The 19,448-nt window shown below is 73.6% G+C and carries 17 protein-coding genes; 8 read left to right on the top strand and 9 right to left on the bottom strand.

The features are described 5' to 3' along the window. Position 1: 1 nt before the first annotated feature. Positions 2-1,162, bottom strand: a complete 1,161-nt coding sequence (locus D7231_RS23755; RefSeq protein WP_120757568.1) for an aminotransferase class I/II-fold pyridoxal phosphate-dependent enzyme — start codon at positions 1,160-1,162, stop codon at positions 2-4. 642 nt (positions 1,163-1,804) lie between these two features. Between D7231_RS23755 and D7231_RS23750 the strand changes: the two genes are divergently transcribed. The 6 genes from D7231_RS23750 to D7231_RS23725 all read left to right on the top strand — a co-directional run bounded on the left by D7231_RS23750 (position 1,805) and on the right by D7231_RS23725 (position 8,548). Next, positions 1,805-3,367, top strand: coding sequence for an alkaline phosphatase family protein (locus tag D7231_RS23750; RefSeq protein WP_158673806.1), 1,563 nt, complete (start codon positions 1,805-1,807; stop codon positions 3,365-3,367). An 86-nt stretch (positions 3,368-3,453) separates the two neighbouring features. After that, positions 3,454-3,714 (top strand): acyl carrier protein, encoded by a 261-nt coding sequence (locus D7231_RS23745; RefSeq protein ID WP_058042900.1) that lies wholly within the window; start codon positions 3,454-3,456, stop codon positions 3,712-3,714. Further along, positions 3,711-5,126 (top strand): alkaline phosphatase family protein, encoded by a 1,416-nt coding sequence (locus D7231_RS23740; protein WP_120757566.1) that lies wholly within the window; start codon positions 3,711-3,713, stop codon positions 5,124-5,126. Before D7231_RS23745 ends, D7231_RS23740 begins: the two co-directional genes overlap by 4 nt. Further along, the gene (locus D7231_RS23735) at positions 5,126-6,961 is read left to right on the top strand and encodes a B12-binding domain-containing radical SAM protein (protein ID WP_120757565.1); all 1,836 of its coding nucleotides are present in this window, start codon (positions 5,126-5,128) and stop codon (positions 6,959-6,961) included. The genes D7231_RS23740 and D7231_RS23735 overlap by 1 nt, the downstream gene beginning before the upstream one ends. Beyond that, positions 6,955-8,061, top strand: coding sequence for a DUF4346 domain-containing protein (locus D7231_RS23730; protein WP_120757564.1), 1,107 nt, complete (start codon positions 6,955-6,957; stop codon positions 8,059-8,061). The genes D7231_RS23735 and D7231_RS23730 overlap by 7 nt, the downstream gene beginning before the upstream one ends. Positions 8,062-8,110: 49 nt before the next feature. Further along, complete coding sequence (locus D7231_RS23725; RefSeq protein WP_058042904.1) at positions 8,111-8,548, top strand: type II 3-dehydroquinate dehydratase; 438 nt, start codon at positions 8,111-8,113, stop codon at positions 8,546-8,548. A 27-nt stretch (positions 8,549-8,575) separates the two neighbouring features. On the opposite strand, the gene D7231_RS23720 is transcribed toward D7231_RS23725, so the two are convergent. Both D7231_RS23720 and D7231_RS23715 read right to left on the bottom strand, forming a co-directional pair. Further along, entirely contained in the window at positions 8,576-9,067 is a 492-nt protein-coding gene (locus D7231_RS23720; protein ID WP_147449791.1) for a hypothetical protein, read from the bottom strand. 24 nt (positions 9,068-9,091) lie between these two features. Next, a complete protein-coding gene (locus tag D7231_RS23715; RefSeq protein WP_120757562.1) occupies positions 9,092-9,856 on the bottom strand; it encodes a phytanoyl-CoA dioxygenase family protein in 765 nt (254 codons plus the stop codon). A gap of 119 nt (positions 9,857-9,975) precedes the next feature. Between D7231_RS23715 and D7231_RS23710 the strand changes: the two genes are divergently transcribed. After that, positions 9,976-10,782: an LLM class F420-dependent oxidoreductase gene (locus tag D7231_RS23710; protein WP_120757561.1), complete on the top strand. Its 807-nt coding sequence runs from the start codon at positions 9,976-9,978 to the stop codon at positions 10,780-10,782. A gap of 112 nt (positions 10,783-10,894) precedes the next feature. Here the strand turns inward: D7231_RS23710 and D7231_RS23705 are convergent, their stop codons facing one another. Then, positions 10,895-11,734 (bottom strand): LLM class flavin-dependent oxidoreductase, encoded by an 840-nt coding sequence (locus tag D7231_RS23705; protein ID WP_120757560.1) that lies wholly within the window; start codon positions 11,732-11,734, stop codon positions 10,895-10,897. Positions 11,735-11,841: 107 nt separating this feature from the next. On the opposite strand from D7231_RS23705, the gene D7231_RS23700 reads away from it, so the two are divergent. Further along, positions 11,842-13,221: an alkaline phosphatase family protein gene (locus D7231_RS23700; protein WP_120757559.1), complete on the top strand. Its 1,380-nt coding sequence runs from the start codon at positions 11,842-11,844 to the stop codon at positions 13,219-13,221. Between the two features lie 47 nt (positions 13,222-13,268). On the opposite strand, the gene D7231_RS23695 is transcribed toward D7231_RS23700, so the two are convergent. From D7231_RS23695 to D7231_RS23675, 5 genes are all read right to left on the bottom strand, one after another. Further along, entirely contained in the window at positions 13,269-14,786 is a 1,518-nt protein-coding gene (locus D7231_RS23695; RefSeq protein WP_120757558.1) for an aldehyde dehydrogenase family protein, read from the bottom strand. 107 nt (positions 14,787-14,893) lie between these two features. Continuing rightward, the gene (locus D7231_RS23690) at positions 14,894-16,312 is read right to left on the bottom strand and encodes an FAD-binding oxidoreductase (protein WP_120757557.1); all 1,419 of its coding nucleotides are present in this window, start codon (positions 16,310-16,312) and stop codon (positions 14,894-14,896) included. Positions 16,313-16,421: 109 nt separating this feature from the next. Next, the gene (locus tag D7231_RS23685) at positions 16,422-17,627 is read right to left on the bottom strand and encodes a cytochrome P450 (protein ID WP_120757556.1); all 1,206 of its coding nucleotides are present in this window, start codon (positions 17,625-17,627) and stop codon (positions 16,422-16,424) included. Continuing rightward, positions 17,624-19,045 carry a hypothetical protein gene (locus tag D7231_RS23680; protein ID WP_147449790.1) on the bottom strand — a complete coding sequence of 474 codons (1,422 nt, stop codon included), beginning with the start codon at positions 19,043-19,045 and terminating at the stop codon, positions 17,624-17,626. Before D7231_RS23680 ends, D7231_RS23685 begins: the two co-directional genes overlap by 4 nt. Further along, complete coding sequence (locus D7231_RS23675) at positions 19,035-19,403, bottom strand: hypothetical protein (protein WP_120757554.1); 369 nt, start codon at positions 19,401-19,403, stop codon at positions 19,035-19,037. The genes D7231_RS23680 and D7231_RS23675 overlap by 11 nt, the downstream gene beginning before the upstream one ends. Between the last annotated feature and the right edge of the window lie 45 nt (positions 19,404-19,448).

Here is a 19,448-nt window from a genome sequence, read left to right as displayed (position 1 = left end):
GTCAGAGCGCGCGGACGAGGCCGGCGAAGACCTCGGCCAGCCGGTCCAGCACCGGCACGTCGGCGAGCAGCACCCGGTGGTGCAGCCACACGCAGTCGCCGCCGATCTCCTCCGCCACGGGACAGTGCGCGGCCAGTTCCTCGGTGCCGCCCGGCACCGGCCCGTGCCGGAAGCCTTCGGTGCGGTAGACGGGCGGGAAGCCGACGAAGGCGGGGACGCCCCGCTCCACCAGGCCGTCCACCAGCGCGAGCCGCCGCTGCGCGGTGATGCCGGGCAGCCGCACCATCGCCATGTAATGCGCGTGCAGGGTGCCGCGCTCGTCCCGGCCCTGGGGCACCACTCCGCCGATCGCCGCGAGCGCCTCGCGCAGGTGTGCCCAACGCTGCTCACGCACCTCCAACTGCCCCTCCAGACGGCCTAGTTGCGCGCGTAGGACACTTGCGGAGAACTCGTTCATGCGGTAGTTGGAGCCCTGGGTCAGGTGGGCGTAGAGCCGGTCGCCGGGCGGCCGGCCGCAGCAGTGCCGCAGATACGCCTCCCGGTGGGACTCCTCGTCGGGCAGCAGCAGGGCCCCGCCCTCGCCCGCGGTCATCAGCTTGCCGTTCTGGAAGCTGAAGGCGGCGATGCTGCCGAGCTCACCGACCCGCCTGCCCTGCCACTGGGCGCCGTGGGCGTGCGCGGCGTCCTGGAGGAGGGGCACACCCGTGTCCACGGACAGCTTCTCCAGCGCGTCCATGTCCGCGAACTGGCCCGCCATGTGCACCGGCATGATCGCCCTGGTCCGCGGCGTGACGAGCGCCGCCGCCGACTCGGTGTCCAGGCAGTAGGTGTCGGGCCGCACGTCGGCGGGGACCGGCACGGCGCCCAGGCGCTGCACCGCCAGGGAGGAGGAGATGAAGGTGAACGCGGGGACGACGACCTCGTCGCCGGCCCGTACGCCCATCACCTCCAGCGCGAGCTCCAGCGCGTGCGTGCCGTTCGTCGTCGCCAGCGCGTACGGCGCTCCGTGATGGCCGGCGAATTCCCGCTCGAAGTTCTCGACCTCCGATCCTCCGTTACGCCACCAGCCTTCCTGCGCGAGTGCCCGCAGCAGGCCGGTGCGCTCCTCCTCGCCGTGCTGCGGCCAGGAGGGAAAGAGCATTTCTTCACCGGAGTCCGGCATGATGAGCAGCCTTTCGGTCTCGCGCTTGTGATGTCGACGTAAGGCGCCGTTCGACGGGAGGGCGGAAGACGGTCCGGGGCCGCGAGAAGCGGCCGCCCGGCGATTTTCCGCAGCCGTGAGAAAGGGCCGGCCGAAGCGTCCGATGAGCGGCCGGTCACGGGACATGCGATCCGGCCCCCGGTCGTGGGCCGGATCACATGCCCGAACACGAGCCTCCATCGGGATAGTTGTCGGCGTCAACACCCCTGCACCGAACCTCTGCGCCGAACTCGCCGGCGATCCACGGGATTTCGCCTCCCGCTATGACCTGCGCGGACAGCCGCACAGGAGGGGCCGGGTCCGGTCGGGCGGGGTGCCGGAGGCATCTGCGGCCGGTCATTTCGCCGGTGAAGTGGCGCGAATCGCGTGCCTGGAGCCGGCGGCGCGCCTGGCGTATCGTGGGGCGGGTTCCGTCCGGATACGTGCCGTGTGAAATCTGCCGCTGACCCGCCGAATCCGATCAGCCCCGGGGAGAGGTCGCTCCCCGCACCCGCCGTCCGTACCGTGGACGCTCTGCTCAGGGGCTGTTAATGTCCTCGGGCCGTCGATGACCGGACGATTTCGCCTGCGGTCATGATGCGTTCCAGAGCTGGAGGCAATTTCGTGCCACCTTCTGCTCCTTCTCCCCGCGCCCTCGTCATCGGCATCGACGGAGGCACATTCGACGTCATCGATCCCCTCGTGGAGCGGGGCCTCCTGCCCCACATCGGCGCGCTCCTCGGGCAGAGCGCCCGGGCCGTCACCGACTGCACCTGGCCGGCCCACACGGCGCCCGGCTGGAGCACGTTCGTCAGCGCCAGCCGGCCCGGCGGCCACGGCATCTACCAGTTCTACGACACCCAGGACCCCGGCTACGGCGCCCGCGTCACCCGCTCCGCGGACCTGGGCCGCACCAGCGCCTGGGACTGGCTCGCCGCGCAGGGCCGCACCCTCGGCCTCGTCAACATCCCCATGTCCCACCCGCCCGCCGAGCTGCCGGGCTATCAGGTGACCTGGCCCCTGGAACGCACGCTGCGCCACTGCCGGCCGCCCTCCCTGCTGCGCGAACTCGCCGCTGCCAAGGCCCATTTCCAGTCGGATCTGGCGACCATGTTCCGCGGCGACCTGGCCTATCTGGAGGAGGCCGAGCGCAACGTAGCCGCGCGCGTCCGCTCGGTGCGGCACCTGATGACCACCCGGCCCACCGACGTGGTGATGGTCGTCCTCACCGAGGCGGACCGGGTCGGCCACCACTACTGGCACTTCGGCGAACCGGACCACCCCGGCCACCGGCCGGCCCCGGAGGGCAGCGGCTGGGACGCCGCCGTCCCCCGCATCTACCAGGCCGTCGACCGGGCCGTGGGGGAGCTCCTGGAGCTCGTCGACGAGGACACCAGCGTCGTGCTCGTCTCCGACCACGGCCTGGGCACCGGGCACCACGCGCTCGCGCTGCACACCCTCCTGGAGGAGGCCGGACTGCTGGCCACCGCCCCCGGGGAGCAGCCCGAGGACGGGGCGGCGAGCTGGTTCGCGGGCGCGGGGCGCCACGTGGACTTCCGGCGCACCCGCGTCTACATGCCCGTCCCCGGCAGCTACGGCCTCAACGTCAACGTACGGGGACGCCAGCTGCGCGGCAGCGTCGCACCCCGCGAACGCGAGCGGGTCATGGAGGAGACCGCCGGGCTGCTGGCGGGGCTCACCGGGCCGGACGGGCGCCGGGTGTTCCAGGCCGTCGTCCCCCGCGAGGAGGCCTACCCCGGCCCGCACTGCGGCCGCGCGCCCGACCTGCTCCTGCTGCCGGACGACGAGAGCGTGCTGCCCGTCTGCGACGTGGGCGGCGAGGTGTGGCGGCCCAGCCCCCAGACGGGCCTGCACCGTTACCGCGGCATGTGGGCGCACCGCTCCCCGCGGGTCCGCCCCGGCCGCCTGCCCGGGACCGTCGCACTGACGGACACCATGCCCACCCTGCTGGCCGACCTCGGCGCCTCCTGGCCGCCGGACGTGCACGGCACCCCCGTACAGGCCGCCCTCGCCGGCGACGTGGACATCCCGCCGGCCGACCCCCGCCTCTCGGCGGTCCGCGCGGACACCGGCCCCGGCGGTGCGGCCACGGCCGCCGCGGAGAGCCCCGCCGGCACCGAGGACGTGTACACCAGCGAGCGGCTGCGCGAAATGGGCTACCTGTGACCTCCACCGCCACCGGCCCGCGGCCGTCCCCCGGGCCCCCTGGCACCCCACCGCTCCCACGGAGCTGAGGAGAAAGGTTTCCGCGCATGGAGAAGACCGCAACGGACGAGATCAAGGACCGCCTCCGCAAGGTGCTGGTCGACTCCCTGGAGCTCCCCATGGAGCCCTCGGACGTACCCGACCAGGGACTCGTGGACAAGCTGGGCCTCGACTCGATCAACACCATCGAGTTCCTCATCTGGGTCGAGAGCGAGTTCGGCATCGAGATCGCCGACGAAGACCTGTCGATCAAGCTCATCGACAGCCTCGACCTCCTGGCCGGCTACGTCCGCGAGCGCATGGCGTGAGCACGCCCGCCGCACGCGCCCTGGTCATCGGGCTCGACGGCATGCCCCGGTCCCTGCTGACCCGGCTCGCCGCCGACGGCACCATGCCCCGCGTCGCCGGACTGCTCGCCGAGGGCCACTGCGCCGAACTCCTCGCCCCCGTACCGGAGATCAGCTCCACCTCCTGGGCCACCTTCCTCACCGGCACCAACCCCGGCCGGCACGGCATCTACGGCTTCACCGACCTCACGCCCGGCGGCGGCCGGCACATCCGCTTCCCCGGCCTGCCCGACCTCGCGGAACCCCCGCTGTGGGAGCTCGCCGCCCGGGCCGGCCGGCGCACCCTGTGCCTGAACGTCCCCGGCACCTACCCCGCCCCAGAAACCGGCGGCGCGGTCGTCTCCGGCTTCGTCGCCCCCGACCTCGAACGCGCCGTCAGCCCGCCCCGGCTGCTGCCCCTGCTGCGCGGCCTCGGATACGAACTCGACGTCGAAGTCGGTGACGCCGCCGCCGGCCCCGCCGCCTTCCTGGACCGCGCCGAGCGCGCCCTGCGCGCCCGGACCCGCGCCATGGACCACCTCCTGCGCCACGAACCGTGGGACCTCGCGGTCACCGTGCTCACCGAGACCGACCGCGTCTACCACTTCCTCTGGCGCGCCGTCACCGACCCCGCCCACCCCCTGCACGAGCGGCTCCGCGCCTTCCACCGCCTCGTCGACGACAGCGTCGGCACGCTCGTCGCCGCCCTCCCCGCGGGCACGGAGCTCTTCCTGATGAGCGACCACGGCTTCGGCCCCGCCGCACACCAGGTCTACGTCAACGCCTGGCTCAGGGAGTCCGGCTGGCTCGCCCCGCTCGACGCCTGCCCGCGCCCGGACGCCCTCGACGCCCGCAGCACCGCCTTCGCCCTCGACCCCGCCCGCATCTACCTCAACCGCAAGAGCCGCTTCCCCGGCGGCGCCCTCACCGACGCCGAGGCGGACGACGCGGCCGCCGAGATCGCCCGCGAACTGACCGCACTGCGCTGCGACGGCACCCGCGTCGGCCCCGACGCCGACGGGCCCCCGCTGCTGCGCGCCCTGCACCGCGCGGCCGACGTCTACCACGGCCCGCTCCTGCACCACGCCCCCGACCTCGTGGCCGTGCCCGCGCCCGGCATCCAGCTCCGCGGCGGCTGGGGCGGCACCGCCACCGTACGCACCGACCACCTCAGCGGCACCCATACCCGCCACGACGCGGTCCTCTACCGCCGCGGCGCGGTCCCGCCGCCCCCCGGGCGGGCCGCCGCGCCGTACGACATGACGGACGTGGCCCCCACCGTCCTCGCGTCGATCGGCATCCTCCCGGACGGCCTCGACGGCACGCCCGTGCTCGGCACGGCGGACCCGCCGCCCGGCGGCCCACCGGCCCCCCTCGACACCAGGGAGCAGTAATGAAGCAGGATCTCGGTCTGGTACCTTCGGCGCCCAAACCGGGAACGCTCGACCTGACGCTCGACCCGCGCATCACGGACCCCGCGTCGTTCCGGGTCAGCTTCCTCATCCTCCTCGACGGCGACCTCGTGATGTCGCCCGAGCACCTGGGCGTGGCCTACATGGCCGGCGTCCTGCGCCACACGGGCTTCACCGCCGAGATCCGGGAGGTGGAGCACGGCGACGGCGAGGCCGCCGCCGCGGTCGAAGCGCTCAAGGACTTCCGGCCCGACCTCGTCTGCTTCACCCTCATGAGCCTCAACCTGGGCAGCTGCCTGACGCTGTGCCGGCTCCTGCGGGAGGAGCTCCCCGGCACGGTGATCGCCTGCGGCGGTCCCGCCGGCACCTTCGCCGGCCCGGACGTGCTCCGCAACAACCCCTGGGCCGACGTCGTCGCCGTGGGCGAGGGCGAACCCACCGTCCTGGACCTCGTCCAGCGGCTCTACCTCAAGGAGCCGCTCTCCGAGGTGCGCGGCATCTGCTACCGCGACGCCGGCGGCACGCCCCGCCAGAACCCCGCCCGGCCCCTCATCCACAACCTCGAAGACCTCCCCTTCCCCGCCCGGGACCAGCTCAGCCAGCACGGGAACAAGCTGGAGTACGTCCGGGTGAGCACCAGCCGGGGCTGCGTCGCCAACTGCGCCTTCTGCTCCGCGCCGCACCTGAAGAACCGGGTGCAGGCCGGCAAGGCCTGGCGCGGACGCGGGCCGGAGCAGATCGTGGAGGAGGTCGCCGAGATCGTCGAGCGCCACCAGTTCCGCACCTTCGACTTCGTGGACTCCACGTTCGAGGACCCCGACGGCGGCCGCGTGGGCAAGAAGCGCGTGACGGCCATCGCCAACGGCATCCTCGACCGCGGCCTGGAGATCTACTACAACGTCTGCATGCGCGCCGAGAACTGGCGCGACACCGCCGACGACCACGCCGTGCTCGACCTGCTCGTCGCCTCCGGCCTGGAGAAGGTCAACGTCGGCATCGAAGCCGGCACCGCTGAGGAACTCCAGCTGTGGGAGAAGCGCGCGACGGTCGAGGACAACGTCACCATCATCAGGATGCTGCGCGAACACGGCATCTACCTGGCCATGGGCTTCATCCCCTTCCACCCGTACGCCACCGTGGACACCCTCGTCGCCAACGCCGCCTTCCTGCGCGACAACTCCGGCCACAACCTGCGGCGGATGACCGAACGCCTGGAGATCTACCCCGGCACCGCCATCGTGCGCCGCATGGAGGGCGACGGCCTGCTGAACGACACCTACCTGGACGGACTCGACCCCTACGGCTACGAGTTCAAGGACCCGAAGGTCGGACGCCTGGCCAAGCACTTCGCCCGGCTCTACAACAACGACGACTACCACCGCCACGGCGTCATCACCGAATACTCCTCCGTCTTCGCCTTCGAGACCTACAACGTCGTCCTCCAGACCTTCATCTCGCGCCTGCACCGCAGGTTCGGCCGGCTGCCCGGCGTCAACGACGTGATGGAGGCCTTCAAGGCCCGTGTGCACGAGGTCCGCCAGGAAATGGGCCGGTACAACTACGCCTTCTTCATGTCCAACCTCGAAGCCGTCATGAACGACACCCTCGATCCCGCCAAGCAGACCCGGCAGGTGGTGGACGTCGAGCAGTACTTCCACGACCGGATGCAGCTCCTGCGCGACGAGCAGCTGCGCGTCGGCAAGGCGCTCACCCGCCTCGGCGCCCGGGTCATCGAGGTCAGCTCGACGATCCCCAAAGAACGGCCCGGCGGACTGCCCCGCCAGTACACCGGGGAGGGCAGCGGAGCCACATGGTGAGAACGGGGGAGGGCACGGCGGAGCCCGCCCCGGCGCGGGTGGCCGTCTGCACCCTCAGCAGCAGGGAACTCGTCGGACCGCTGGCCCGCCTGCCCGGCGTGGCCCTGGCGGGCACCCTGATGACCGCCAACCTGGGCATCGAGGAGATCGTCCGGGCCCTGGCGCGCGACCACACCGTCCGCGGCCTGCTGGTCTGCGGCCGCGACTCGCCCCGCTTCCAGGCCGGGCAGAGCCTCGTCGCCCTCTTCCGCCGCGGCCTGCGCCCCGGCAGCGCGCGCATCCCCGGCGCCACCGGCCACCTGCCCGTCCTGCGGTCGGTGACCCGCCGGGAGGTCGAAGAAGTGCGCGCCCGCGTGGAACTCGTGGACCTGCGCGGCGAGCGCGACCCGCTGGAACTGAGCACCGCCGTCGCCGCACTGCTCTCCGCCGTACGCGACACCACCGCGGGCGATCGGCTTCCCGCGGGCGGACCCGACAGCGGTGCGGCTCCGTACGCACCACCGCTCCCGGCCTTCGGGCTCCTGCACCCGGTAGGACGGCGCAAGCCCCTGGAGAACGGCATCGACGGCTTCGTCGTGATCACCGTGGACCGGGCCCGCGGCCGCATACGGCTGCGCCACTACGGCTCCGACGTGACGCCCCGCCACGAAATGCAGGGCACCCGGGGGGAGACGATGCTCCTCGGCCTCCTGGAGGCCGGCGTGATCGAGGACCCCGCCCACGCCGGCTACCTGGGCGGCGAACTGGCCAAGGCCGAGACGGCGTTGCGGCTCGGCCTGCACTACGAACAGGACCTGCCGCTGCGCCCGCCGGGACGGCCCCCGCGCCGCGGCCGGCCGCGCACGACCGGGAAGGAGCGGACGACCGTGGCCGACGTGCCCGCGCTGGAGGAATTCCTGACCCTGGTGGCCCGGACGCTGGGCGCCCGAGGCACCGCGCTGGACCCCCACACGCCCCTCGGCGAGCAGCTGGCGGTGGACTCCGTACGGATCATCGAGCTCACCGTCGTCCTGGAGGAGGAGCTCGGTGCGGAACTCCCCGACGACGCCGACGTGGCCCGGGCCACCCCCGCGGACCTGTACAAGGCACTGATGGGCTGACGAGAGCCCCGGACGGCCGACGAGAGACCCGGACGAGCGGAGGAGGAGCATGGACAGGGTGTTGTTGCTCAACGGCCCCAACCTGGGGACCCTGGGCAAGCGGCAGCCGGAGATCTACGGGACGCGGACCCTGGCCGAGATCGAGGCCGAGGTCGCTGAGGAGATCCGCGGCCGCGGCTGGAGCCTGGTCGCCGAGCAGCGCAACGGCGAGGGAGAACTCGTCGACCTCCTGGAGCGGCACCGCGACGTCGCGGGGGCGATCGTGAACCCGGGCGCGCTGATGGTCGCGGGCTGGTCGCTGCGCGACGCGCTGGCCGACTTCGGGCCGCCGTGGCTGGAGGTCCACCTGAGCAACGTGTGGGGCCGCGAGGCCTTCCGGCACGTCTCGGTGACCGCGCCGCTGTCCTCCGGCGTCGTGATGGGCATGGGCGCGCTGGGCTACCGGATGGCCGCCCGGGCCCTGACCCTCATGGTCCCGGAAAGCTGACGGGCGGCCGTGCCGGTCCGAGCCGGGTCAGGCCGGCCACACCTGCAACTCCTCCTTGATCAGCCGTGCGCTCACCGCGTCGCACGCGGCGGGCAGCGGGCAGCCGGGCGGAAGGAACCGTACGGTGAAGGGCCCGTCCGTCAGGCCGCGCCAGCGGTGGGCGGCGGCCCGGGCCGCGTCCGCGTCCATGGGGACCAGCACCGTCACCGGGCAGGACAGCCGCCCGGCGGCGGCCGCCTCCCAGCCCTCCTCCGGCTCGCGGTCACCGGCCCACAGCAGCACGTGCGTGGGCGGCGGATCCGCGCGCACGGCGTCGGCCAGTACGGAGCCCACCCGGTCGCCGGTGGTGAACAGGGCCCGGGGCAGGGACTCGCCGGGCGAGCCCGCGAGGCCCTCCGGTCCCTGATCCACCGTCACTTCCGGTGCCAGTGCCTGCGACCAGCGCCCCGAGTCGTGCGTGGCGGCCCGGCCGGCCACGACGACCAGCCGGGCCACCGGAGCCATGAGCCTTCCCGGCATGAATCCCTCCCCTTCCGTGCACGGTTACGGCAGGCCGTCGGTCATCCCGAGCGAGAAGTAGTTCTCGTAGCCCAGCAGGCGGCGCAGCTCCGGCTCGGCGCGGGCGGCGACCTCCTCCTTGAGGCCGGTGAAGAAGTTCTGCTGCTGCCGGACGTACCCGCGGCAGTAGTAGTTGAGGATGCCGTGGCGCGGCAGGCCCGTGGTGTTGGCGCCCGTCTGGTGCCAGAGCCGGCCGTCGAAGACCATCACGCTGCCGGCCGGCGCGCACGCCGGGACGGTCGCGGCATTGCCCTCGCCCCGCTCGTAGTCCGGCTGCCGCCCCAGCAGGTGGGAGCCCGGCACCAGGCGCGTCGCGCCGTTCTCCGGGGTGAAGTCGTCCAGCATCCACATGCTGTTGGCCACCAGGGCGTACGGCGGCCAGGGCGGGCGGGCGAAGGTCTGGTCGGCGTGCAGGTGCATCGGGGCGCCGCCGGGCCCCGCGATGTTGGCATGGGTGCTGGAGAGCAGGAAACCGACGCCCAGCAGCTCCTCCATCACACGCATGACGGTGGGGTCCTGGACGTTCTCCTCGAATTCCTCGCCCTTGTTGAGCAGGCTGAAGACGCGTTGGTTGCCGCCGTCGTAGAGAAAAGCGGAACCGTCCTTGCGCTCCTGCTCGGCGACATCCAGCAGACGGCCCCTGAGTCTTTCGAACGCGCCCGGAGAAATCGGGCACTCCAAGAGGCAGTAACCGTGATCGGCGAGGTCTCGTGCGGCTGTTTCGACGTCATTCGTCAGAGTCGCGCGCATATGGCGAGGCTAGCAGCCGCCAATACCCCCGAACAACACCCCGGAACAACACCCCGGAACAACAGCACGGTAATCCCCGCGACATGATTCCCGCAGGCGCCGGAAGGGCGGTTCCCACGATGACGTACGCACCCACGCGGCCGGACGGGCGCATCAGGATCGGGGTCTGGCTGACCCCCCAGCACACCTCCGTACGGGAACTGCGCGCCGCCTGGCGCGCGGCCGACTCCCTGGGCGTGGACTCGCTGTGGCTGTGGGACCACTTCTTCCCGCTCACCGGCGACCCCGACGGCAGCCACTACGAAGCGTGGACCCTGCTGGCAGCCCTGGCCGCCGACACCCGCGCCGCCCGGGTCGGCACCCTCGTCACCAACTACGCCTACCGCAACCCTGACCTGCTCGCCGACATGGCCCGCACCGTCGACCACCTCAGCGACGGCCGCCTCATCCTGGGCATGGGCGCGGGCTGGGTCGAACGCGACCTGAAGGAGTACGGGTACCCCGCGCCCGGCGCGGGAGAGCGCGTCGCCGGTCTCGTCGACGCGGTGGCCCGGGTCGACCACAGGCTCGCCCGCCTCAACCCCGGCCCGCTGGGCGCCCTGCCCCTGCTGATCGGCGGCGACGGCCGCAAGCGCCTGCTGCGCTTCGCCGCCGAACGCGCCACCATCTGGAACACCATGGCCTGGCGCTTCGCCGAGGGCAACCGCGTCCTCGACCAGTGGTGCGCCGAAGTGGGCCGCGACCCGGCGGAGATCGAACGCAGCGCCTTCGTCACCCGGGACCAGACCGACGACGAGCTCCAGCGGCTCGTGGCCGCGGGCGCCCGCCACCTGATCTTCCAGGTCGGGCACCCCTTCCGGCTCGACGGCGTGGAGCGGGCCCTGCACTTCGCCCGCACGGAGGGACGGGCGGCTGGCATGCCCTGAAAGCACCAGGGCTCCTGGCATGTACTGAAGGCTCCAGAGCCGTCGGCGCGCCCTCAAGCTCCAGGACGTCCGCAGGCTCCAGGGCAGCAGGATGCCGGCAGGCTCTCAGGCGCTACGGCAGCAGGACGTCCGCCAGCCGGTCCACCTGCGACAGCGCGGCCGCGGTGGGGTGCATGACCACCTCGTCCACCCCTCCGTCGGCCAGCGCCGCGACGACCCGGCGGATCCGCTCCGGCGTACGGGGCGTCTTCGCCACGAACTCCTCGGCCTCCGCGCCCAGCACGGAGAAGTAGTCCCGCACGAACGCCGCCGACTCCCGCTCCACGTCCTCGCCCAGCGCGAAGCGCGCCAGCCCCACGATGCGCGGCGCGCCGGAGCGCCCGCCCTCGGACCAGGCACGGCGCACGCGCGCGGCGAACGGCAGGACCGCCTCCGGCTCCAGGCCCGGCGCGGTCCAGCCGTCGCCCCAGCGCACCACGCGCCGCACGGCCGCGGCGCTCAGCCCGGCCACCAGCACCGGCACCCCCGGACCGGCCCCGGGCCCGGCCGCTTCGCCCGCCGCGCCCCGCCCCAGCAGCTCCAACTGCTCCTCGAACGCCTCGCGGCGCCCCGCGAACGAGCGCCCGGCGGCCTCGAAGTCGTCCTCCCGTACGCCCGGCCCCAGCCCCAGGACGAGCCGCCCGGCGGACAGCGTCGCCAGCGTCGCCACCGACTTGGCCAGCACCGGCGCCGTGCGCAGCGGGCCGATCAGGACGTTGGTCAGCAGCCCGATCCGGGAGGTCGCCGCGGCCGCGGCCGCGAGCGTGAGCAGCGGGTCGTGGCCCGGGTACACCAGACGCTCCGTGACGGCCAGCGAAGCGAATCCGCGAGCCTCGGCCCTTTTCGCCCATTCCGTCAAAAGGCCGCCGTCCGCGCCCGGCACGGTATTCGGCAGCGCAATGCTGATCCTCATCGTCCTCCTGCCCCCTGTCGTATTCCTCCGGCGGCGCGTATGTTTTTCGCGGCGCTCATTTTTCTCCTCGCCCGGTCGCGAGCTGAGCACAGTGAGAGGAATCCCCGATGCCCGCTGCCCGTAAAGTGGCCGTGATAGGCCTCGACTCCGCTACTCCGCAGTACATGTTCGACCGGTTCGCCGACGACATGCCGGTGTTCACCGCGCTGCGCCGCAATTCCCTGTGGGGGCCGATGCGCAGCGTCGACCCGCCCATCACCATGCCCGCGTGGTCCTGCATGATGTCGGGCCGAACCCCCGGCGAACTCGGCGTCTACGGATTCCGGGACCGGGCCGCCCACGACTACGGCCCGCTGAAGTTCGCCACGTCCCACAGCATCAAGGCCCCGCGGATCTGGGACGAGATGACGGGGGCCGGGCGCCCCAGCGTCGTCCTCGGCGTGCCCGGCACCTACCCGCCCGCTCCCATCCGGGGCGCCATGGTCTCCTGTTTCCTCGCTCCCTCCACCCAGGCGCAGTACACGGCGCCGCCCGGCCTCGCCGACGAACTGCACAAGCTCACCGGCGGCTACGCCCTGGACGTCGAGGACTTCCGTTCCCCCGAACTCGGCCGCGTCTCGCAGCAGATCTTCGACATGAGCGAGCAGCGCTTCGAGGTCGCCCGCCACCTCGCGACCACCCAGGAGTGGGACTTCCTCTCCTTCGTGGACATGGGACCGGACCGCCTGCACCACGGCTTCTGGAAGTACTGCGACCCCGGCCACCCCCGGCACGAGCCCGGCAACCCCTACGCCGGACTCTTCCGCGACTACTACCGCGCCCTCGACCGGCACCTCGGCCGCTTCCTGGAGTGCCTGCCCGAGGACACCGCCGTGCTGGTCGTCTCCGACCACGGGGCACAGCCCATGGTGGGCGGCTTCTTCATCAACGAATGGCTGCGCAAGGAAGGCCTCCTCGTCCTGGCCGAGGAGGCCGCGGGCCCCACGCCCGTCAGCGCGGCCCGGATCGACTGGAAGCGCACCACCGCCTGGGCCGAGGGCGGCTACTACGGGCGGATCTTCCTCAACGTCGAGGGCCGGGAGCCGCACGGCACGATCCCCGCCGCGGAGTACGAGAGCACGCGCGACCTCGTCGCCGCGGCGCTGGAGGCCGTGCCGGACGACCAGGGGCGGCCGATGGGCACCCGCGCCCTGCGCCCCGGCGAGCTGTACCCGGAGGTCAACGGCATCGCCCCGGACCTCCTGGTCTACGTCGGGAACCTGCGCTGGCGGGCCCTGGCCACCCTCGGCATGGGCAAGGGCCTCTACACGACGGAGAACGACACCGGGCCGGACCACGCCAACCACGGCGACACCGGCATCTTCGCCCTCAGCGCGCCCGGCGTCGCCCCGGGCCAGGCCGTCGGCCTCTCGCTCTACGACGTGGCGCCGACCCTGAGGTCGCTCCTCGGCCTCCCGCCGCAGGGCACCCGCAGGGCCGTCGCCTGACCTCATCCTCCGTATCCGCTCTATCTGCTCAATCCGCTCTGTCCGCCTCATCCGCCGAGCAGGGCATAGGGAGTGGGCGGCCCCGCCGGCCGTCCCTCCTCCTCCCCGCCGCCCCCGTGCACGGTGTGCCGCCGCCGGTAGGAGTCCAGTTCGTTCGTCAGCCGGTCCCAGACGGCGGACGCGCCCCGCCCGGCCCGGCCCGGGAGCTCCAGGTCGACCAGGCGGTAGTCGTTGACCCACACCCGGTCCGCGCGCAGCCGCTCGGCGACGGCGCGCGCCCGCGCGGGGTCGGCGGACCAGACGCCCGCGCTGAGCCGGTAGCGGGTGCCGTTGGCGATGCGGACCGCCTCTTCGTCGTCGGCGGCCCGGATGACCGACAGCACGGGGCCGAAGATCTCCTCCTGCGCGACGGCGTCCCGCTCGCCCACCGAGGTCAGCACCGTAGGCCTGAAGTACGCGGCGGGGTCCAGCCCTTCGGGCAGCTCGCCCGCGGCCGGCGAGCCGCCGCCGCACGCCAGCTGCGCCCCCTGGGACAGGCCCAGCTCGGTGAAGCGCCGGGCCGTGCGCGCCTGGCTGCGCGAGACCAGGGGACCGAGGTCGGTGGCCTCGTCCAGCGGGTCGCCCAGCCGCAGCCGCCCCACCCGCTCGACCAGCAGCCGTACGAACTCGTCGTGGACGGCGGCGTGCACCACGGCCCGGGTGCCCGCCATGCACACCTGCCCGTTGTGCAGGAACGCCCCCCACGTCACACCCGTCACGGCCTGCGCGAGATCGGCGTCCGCCAGCACGAGGTTGGGCGACTTGCCCCCCAGGTCCAGGCGGGTGCTCGTGCCCGCCGACGCGGCCCCCTGCCGCACGGCCTCCCCGGTCTCGTCGGACCCGGTGAAGGCCACCAGATCCACCCCCGGCGCACGCACCAGGCTCTCCCCGGCCACCGCGCCCGGCCCCGTGACCACATTGACCACACCGGGCGGCAGCCCGCACTCGTGCAGCAGCCGCACCAGGCGCAGCACGGACAGCGAAGCGAACGAAGCCGGCTTGATCACACACGTGTTGCCCGCGGCGATCGCGGGCGCGATCCGCCAGGCGGCGAGCAGCAGCGGCAGGTTCCAGGGCACGATCGCGGCGACGACCCCGGCCGGCCGCCACAGCACGTACGAGCCGCCGCCCCCGGCCTCCCGCTCGGGCACGTGCTCCGCCCACCAGGCGCTCCACTCGAACGCCGCCGCCGCACCGGGCACGTCCGCGCCCCGCGCCTTGCGCAGCGTCGCGCCGTTGTCCCGCACCTCCAGCCGCGCGAACTCCGCCGCCTCGCCCGCCAGCCGCTCCGCCGCGGCGCGCAGCAGGCGCGCCCGCTCCCGCGCCGGCATCCGCGGCCAGGGCCCCTCGTCGAACGCCTCCCGGGCGGCCGCCACCGCACGGCGCACGTCCTCGGGACCGCCGCTCGGGACGTCGGCCAGATGACGCCGCGTCGCCGGCTCGAAGGTGCGCAGGACGGCACCGTCGTGAGCCGGCACGGCCAGACCGCCGATGTACATGGGAACCTGCTCGGCCACGCTCTCCATGGGCCTCACCGTCTTCTCGTGTCGTCCGTGAGGTGCACCCCGGCCGGAACACGCGCGGGCGGCGGCCGCGCCGGAGCACGGGGCCCCGGGCGGCCGCCGCGCGCCGGCTAGGCGGGAAGGGGCGGGATGTTGGGGTTGAACCGGAAGACGTTGCCCGGGTCGTGCCGCGTCTTCAGCTCCCGCAGCCGGGCGTAGTTCTCCGCCGTGAACGCGCCGCGCGCGACCTCCACCGACGTGTTGTGGCCCGCGAGGAAGTTCAGGCACACCCCGGGCGTCGTCCAGGGCCGCAGCGCGTCGACGAAGCCCTGCTGCGCCCGGTCGACGGACTCGATCGTCTCCGGCTCGATCAGCGAGGCGATGTAGGCGTTGAAGACCGCGTCCGGGAAGTGGCCCACCGCGCTGGGGACCTGCGGGGGCCGGGACATGGCGCCGCCCAGGTGGCGCAGCTCCACCCCGTGCACCGCGTTCGACCCGGGCCCGGCCAGCTTCAGGATCAGGTTGACGGCCTTCTCGTCGAGCTCCCGCAGCATGAAGGTCTTGCTGTAGCTCGCCACGGGCGACGGCGGGTCGTTGTGGATCTCCCCGGCGCGCGTGTACGGCAACGACGCCACCGTGTCCATGACGACCGTGCCGGCTGCCCGGAGTTCGGCGAAGTGCCGCTCGGCCTCCTCCGGTTCTCCGAGGTGGGCCAGCCGGATGTGGGTGACGAACTTGCCGCGCAGCGGCTCGGGCAGGCCTTCGGCGTCGGGGTACTCGGTGAAGAACACCGAGGACGCCAGGTCCTCCGGCATCCGGGGCGCCCACGCCAGATAGGTCTTCAGCACCGCCGGCGTCGACTCGGCGTCGAAGAACAGCCCGCCCCCGTACACCCGGCTCACAGGGAACAGACGCACCTCCAGGGAGGTGACGATGCCGAGGTTGCCCTTGCTGCCGCGCACGCCCCAGAACAGGTCGGGGTGCCGCTCGGGGGTGACCTCCAGCAGCCTGCCGTCAGCCGTGACGAGGTCGAAGGAGGTGATGTGGTCGGTCGCGAAGCCGTACTTGCGCGACAGCAGCCCGAGCCCCCCGCCGAGGGCGTACGAGACCGCCCCGACGAACGGCGCCGAGCCGTTCAGCGGCGCCAGCCCGTGCACGGCCGCCTCGTGAATGACCCGCTCCCAGCGGACGCCCGCCTCGAAGCGCGCGGTGCGGGCCTGCGGGTCCACCCGTACACCGGTCATCCGGCGCGTACCGATGAGGACACCGGTGGCGGGCCGGGAGATGCCGTGGCCGGTCGCCTGGACCGCCACTCCCAGGCCGCGCTCCGCGGCGAAGCGCACGGCCGCGATGACGTCGGCCGCCCCGGTGGCGCCGACGATCAGCGCCGGGCGGTGCGCGACGGACAGCTCGAAGCCGGCGAGCTCCGCGTCGAAGCCCTCCTCCCCGGGCAGCAGGACGGGACCGGCGACGTGAGCCCTGAGCTCCTCGGCATCCGGTGCGCCGAGCGCGACGGGCGCGCCCGGTGACTGGTGGCTTGCTGAATTCACCGATGAACCTTTCTGGAACGAACGGGACGAGCGTCCGTGCCGGGCGGGCCGCGGGTTGCCGGCCACTGGCCGCAGGGCCCGCCCGGCGCGGAGGTGCGGGGCGGGCCGGTCAGTGCCGCGGTCCGAGGACCACCGGCAGCGACCGGACGGCGAGGGGCAGCAGTTCGCTGCTGTGCTCGATCTCCTCGGGCGGCACGGCCGGCGCGATGCCGGGGAACGCCGCGAGCAGCCGCGCGACGCCCACGCTCAGCTCGGCCACGGCGAGATCGGCGGCGGGGCAGGCGTGCCGGCCGGCGCCGAAGGCGATGGCGCGGTCGGCGATCCGGGCGACGTCGAGGACGTCGGGGTCGGGGAAGGCCTCCGGGTCGCGGGAGGCGGCCGCCACCAGCGGCAGCACCGCCTCCCCGGCGGCGATGCGGCCGCCGGAGAGGACCACGTCCTCGGTGGCGACCCGCAGCAGCCCGTCGTGGGTGGAGGGGTAGAAGCGCAGCAGTTCCCACACGGCCACCGGGACGAGGGCCGGGTCGCCGGCCAGCCGGGTGGCGAGGCCGGGGGAGGAGAGCACGCCGAAGAGGTGGCGGGCCAGGAGGTCCCGGATGGTGACGAAGCCGGAGATGATCAGGCCGTGGAGGAGCAGCGTGCGGTCCTCGTCGGTCAGGCCCCCGGCGCCGTCCCGCGGGTCCGAGGCGAGGAGCGCGTCGGCGACGCTGTCGCCGGGCCCGGCCCTCCGGTCGGCGAGCAGATCGGCCAGGGCCTTCCCCAGCCGGTCCCGGGCGGCGGCCAGGTCCTCCTCCGCGGCCCCACGGGGCAGCAGCAGGAGCTCCACGTCGGAGGTGACGGACCGCCAGCGGTCACCGGGCAGCCCGAGCAGCTCACAGGTGACGCGGCCGGCGAAGGGCGCGGTGTACGCCGTGACCAGGTCCACGGTGCCGGACCCGGCGGGCAGCCCGCCGACGACGTCCTCGGCTATCTCCTCGATGCGCGGTACGAAGCGCGCGGCCCGCTCCGCGCCGAACGCGGCGGCCACCGGCCCGCGCAGGCGGGCGTGCTCGGGCGGGTCGAGGTCCACGATGCCGGAGCCCTGCGAGCGGCCGAACCCCCGACCGGGCAGCAGGGCGGCCCGGTGCCGGCTGAAGCGGTCGTCGGCCAGCACGGTCCGCACGTCCTCGTGGCGCAGGGCCAGGCGGATCCGCGCCCCGTCGGCGAGCCGGACCTCGGGAACGGGATCCTCGGCCAGGAGCCGGCCGAACGCGGGCGGGACCGTGCCCAGGGGGCCGGGCGGGAAGGGGAAGAGGGGCGGCACGTGGGCGGTCATGCGGTCCGGCCCCCGTCGCCCCGCGCGGCGGTGCGGTCCGGCCCGGGCCGGGCGAAGTCCCGTCCCAGGACGATGTTGTCGAGCTGGTGCTCCACGACGATGTTGCCGCAGCCGTAGTCGTCGGCGATCAGCTCCACGTCCTCGGCGGACACCAGGTGCGCCGGGTCCGACAGCAGCGCGGCGATGCCCCGGGCCGGGGCGAGGACTTCGAGGGCGAAGCCCCGGGCCACGTGCTGGCGGTGGGTGTGGGCGGCGGCGATGAGGAAGGTGTCGTCGGTGTCGCAGATCAGGTGCCACAGGGCCCGGGCCTGGAGGAAGCGGCGGGGGCGGTCGGTGAAGCGGCGGGCGGACACGAGAGCGGCGCCCTCCGCGCCCCGGCGCGTGCCGAGGGCGACCAGCCCGCGGTCCAGGTAGGGGACCTGCTCGGTGCGGTAGCTCATCAGGGGGGCGGGGTCGAAGGGCCGGGTGTCCTCCAGACCGGCCCACGCGCGGACCAGGTGCGCCACCTCGTAGCCGAGGTGCCAGGGGTTGTCGAGGCGGCCCGCGGCGAAGAACCGGGCGCTGACGTCGGCGCAGGCCTCCCGCAGCTCCGTCAGGGCTGCGGCCTCCCCGGCGCCCTCGGGGGCCGTGCCCATCAGCGTGCGCGCCCGCGCCACCCACTGGAGCTGCTCGGCGATCCGCTCCGGCCGCACGCCGTTGAAGAAGTCCGAGGCCAGCGGCTCCGGCAGCTGCTCGGCGGCCTTGACGATGTCGGCCTCGTACGGTTCGGCCTCGCTGTACGGGTCGAGGCCCAGGCGCGCGGCGATGCGGCAGAACGCGGCCTCCTCCTCGTCGGCGGAGCGGACCGCCGCCCACTCCTCCTGGAGCGGGGTGCCCGTGATCCCCTGCCCGGCCAGGCGGTCCGCGACCGCGTCCACGAAAGCGGCCAGGGAGGCGGTGAACGCCGCGCTCTCCACACAGCTGTTGCCGCGGCTCGCGAAGTGCTCGCCCGGGCGGGCGTCGGGCCCCATGTCGGGCATCCACACGATCCGGGTCTCGCGGCCCTCGGGCACGAAGAGCATGTCCGGCCAGCGGAAGCCGTCGCACGCGGCGCGCAGGATGTGGCGGCGCGAGCGGACCCACCAGGCCGCGCGGTCGTCGCCGACGCCGTATTTGTAGGCGAAGCGGAGCTGGGATATCTGGGTGCCGGGCCGGGCGTCGGCCACCAGCGACCACCAGTTGAAGGCGATCCATTCGGCCAGGGGGTAGAGGGAGCCGGTGACGTGCTCGCGGAACCTCCCGGCGGCGGGCTCCCGGATCAGGGTGACGGTCTCGGCGCCCACCGCGATCCGCAGGTCCGCCCAGGTCGCCCGGAGCTCGTCCGGGTCGCCGGCGGGGGCCTCGCGCCAATTCCACTGCAATTGGAACTCAGGAAGCATGGTCCGCCAGCCCTTCCGGCCATTCACTCGGGTGGAGTTCGTATCCGGAGTATTCGCCGGGGCGCCGGCCGGTCAGCCGGAATTCCACGACGATGTCACCGGACCGGTGCCAGACATAGCGCGGGAAGCCGTCCAGCCACGGCCCGCCGAGGTGCCCGGTGAGAATGCCGGAACGGAGCGTGCCGAGCGGGGCGGAGGCGAGGGAGCCGGGTAAGGCGGGGAGCCCGGCCGGGTCCCGGCCGAAATCCCGGGGCGCGAATGCGGCCCCTGCGGAGAGTTCTTCGCGGGTGACACGTGCGGGGAGCGGGGACAGGGCGCGGCGTGGTTCCCGCCGCCGCCCGGGCGCTCGTAAGACCATGGTGCCCACCTTCCGGAGAACGGGGGATGTCCCGGAGAACGGAGT

Source organism: Streptomyces klenkii, assembly GCF_003626645.1.
GTDB classification, from domain to species: Bacteria; Actinomycetota; Actinomycetes; order Streptomycetales; family Streptomycetaceae; genus Streptomyces; species Streptomyces klenkii.
This window is presented reverse-complemented; position numbering and strand designations above follow the sequence as displayed.

Bases quoted from the DNA above. Each gene is read 5' to 3' on its own strand.
- D7231_RS23755 (WP_120757568.1), bottom strand. From the start codon at position 1,162: ATGCCGGACTCCGGTGAAGAAATGCTCTTTCCCTCCTGGCCGCAGCAC.
- D7231_RS23745 (WP_058042900.1), top strand. From the start codon at position 3,454: ATGGAGAAGACCGCAACGGACGAGATCAAGGACCGCCTCCGCAAGGTG.
- D7231_RS23735 (WP_120757565.1), top strand. From the start codon at position 5,126: ATGAAGCAGGATCTCGGTCTGGTACCTTCGGCGCCCAAACCGGGAACG.
- D7231_RS23730 (WP_120757564.1), top strand. From the start codon at position 6,955: ATGGTGAGAACGGGGGAGGGCACGGCGGAGCCCGCCCCGGCGCGGGTG.
- D7231_RS23725 (WP_058042904.1), top strand. From the start codon at position 8,111: ATGGACAGGGTGTTGTTGCTCAACGGCCCCAACCTGGGGACCCTGGGC.
- D7231_RS23720 (WP_147449791.1), bottom strand. From the start codon at position 9,067: ATGCCGGGAAGGCTCATGGCTCCGGTGGCCCGGCTGGTCGTCGTGGCC.
- D7231_RS23715 (WP_120757562.1), bottom strand. From the start codon at position 9,856: ATGCGCGCGACTCTGACGAATGACGTCGAAACAGCCGCACGAGACCTC.
- D7231_RS23710 (WP_120757561.1), top strand. From the start codon at position 9,976: ATGACGTACGCACCCACGCGGCCGGACGGGCGCATCAGGATCGGGGTC.
- D7231_RS23705 (WP_120757560.1), bottom strand. From the start codon at position 11,734: ATGAGGATCAGCATTGCGCTGCCGAATACCGTGCCGGGCGCGGACGGC.
- D7231_RS23700 (WP_120757559.1), top strand. From the start codon at position 11,842: ATGCCCGCTGCCCGTAAAGTGGCCGTGATAGGCCTCGACTCCGCTACT.
- D7231_RS23695 (WP_120757558.1), bottom strand. From the start codon at position 14,786: ATGGAGAGCGTGGCCGAGCAGGTTCCCATGTACATCGGCGGTCTGGCC.
- D7231_RS23685 (WP_120757556.1), bottom strand. From the start codon at position 17,627: ATGACCGCCCACGTGCCGCCCCTCTTCCCCTTCCCGCCCGGCCCCCTG.
- D7231_RS23680 (WP_147449790.1), bottom strand. From the start codon at position 19,045: ATGCTTCCTGAGTTCCAATTGCAGTGGAATTGGCGCGAGGCCCCCGCC.
- D7231_RS23675 (WP_120757554.1), bottom strand. From the start codon at position 19,403: ATGGTCTTACGAGCGCCCGGGCGGCGGCGGGAACCACGCCGCGCCCTG.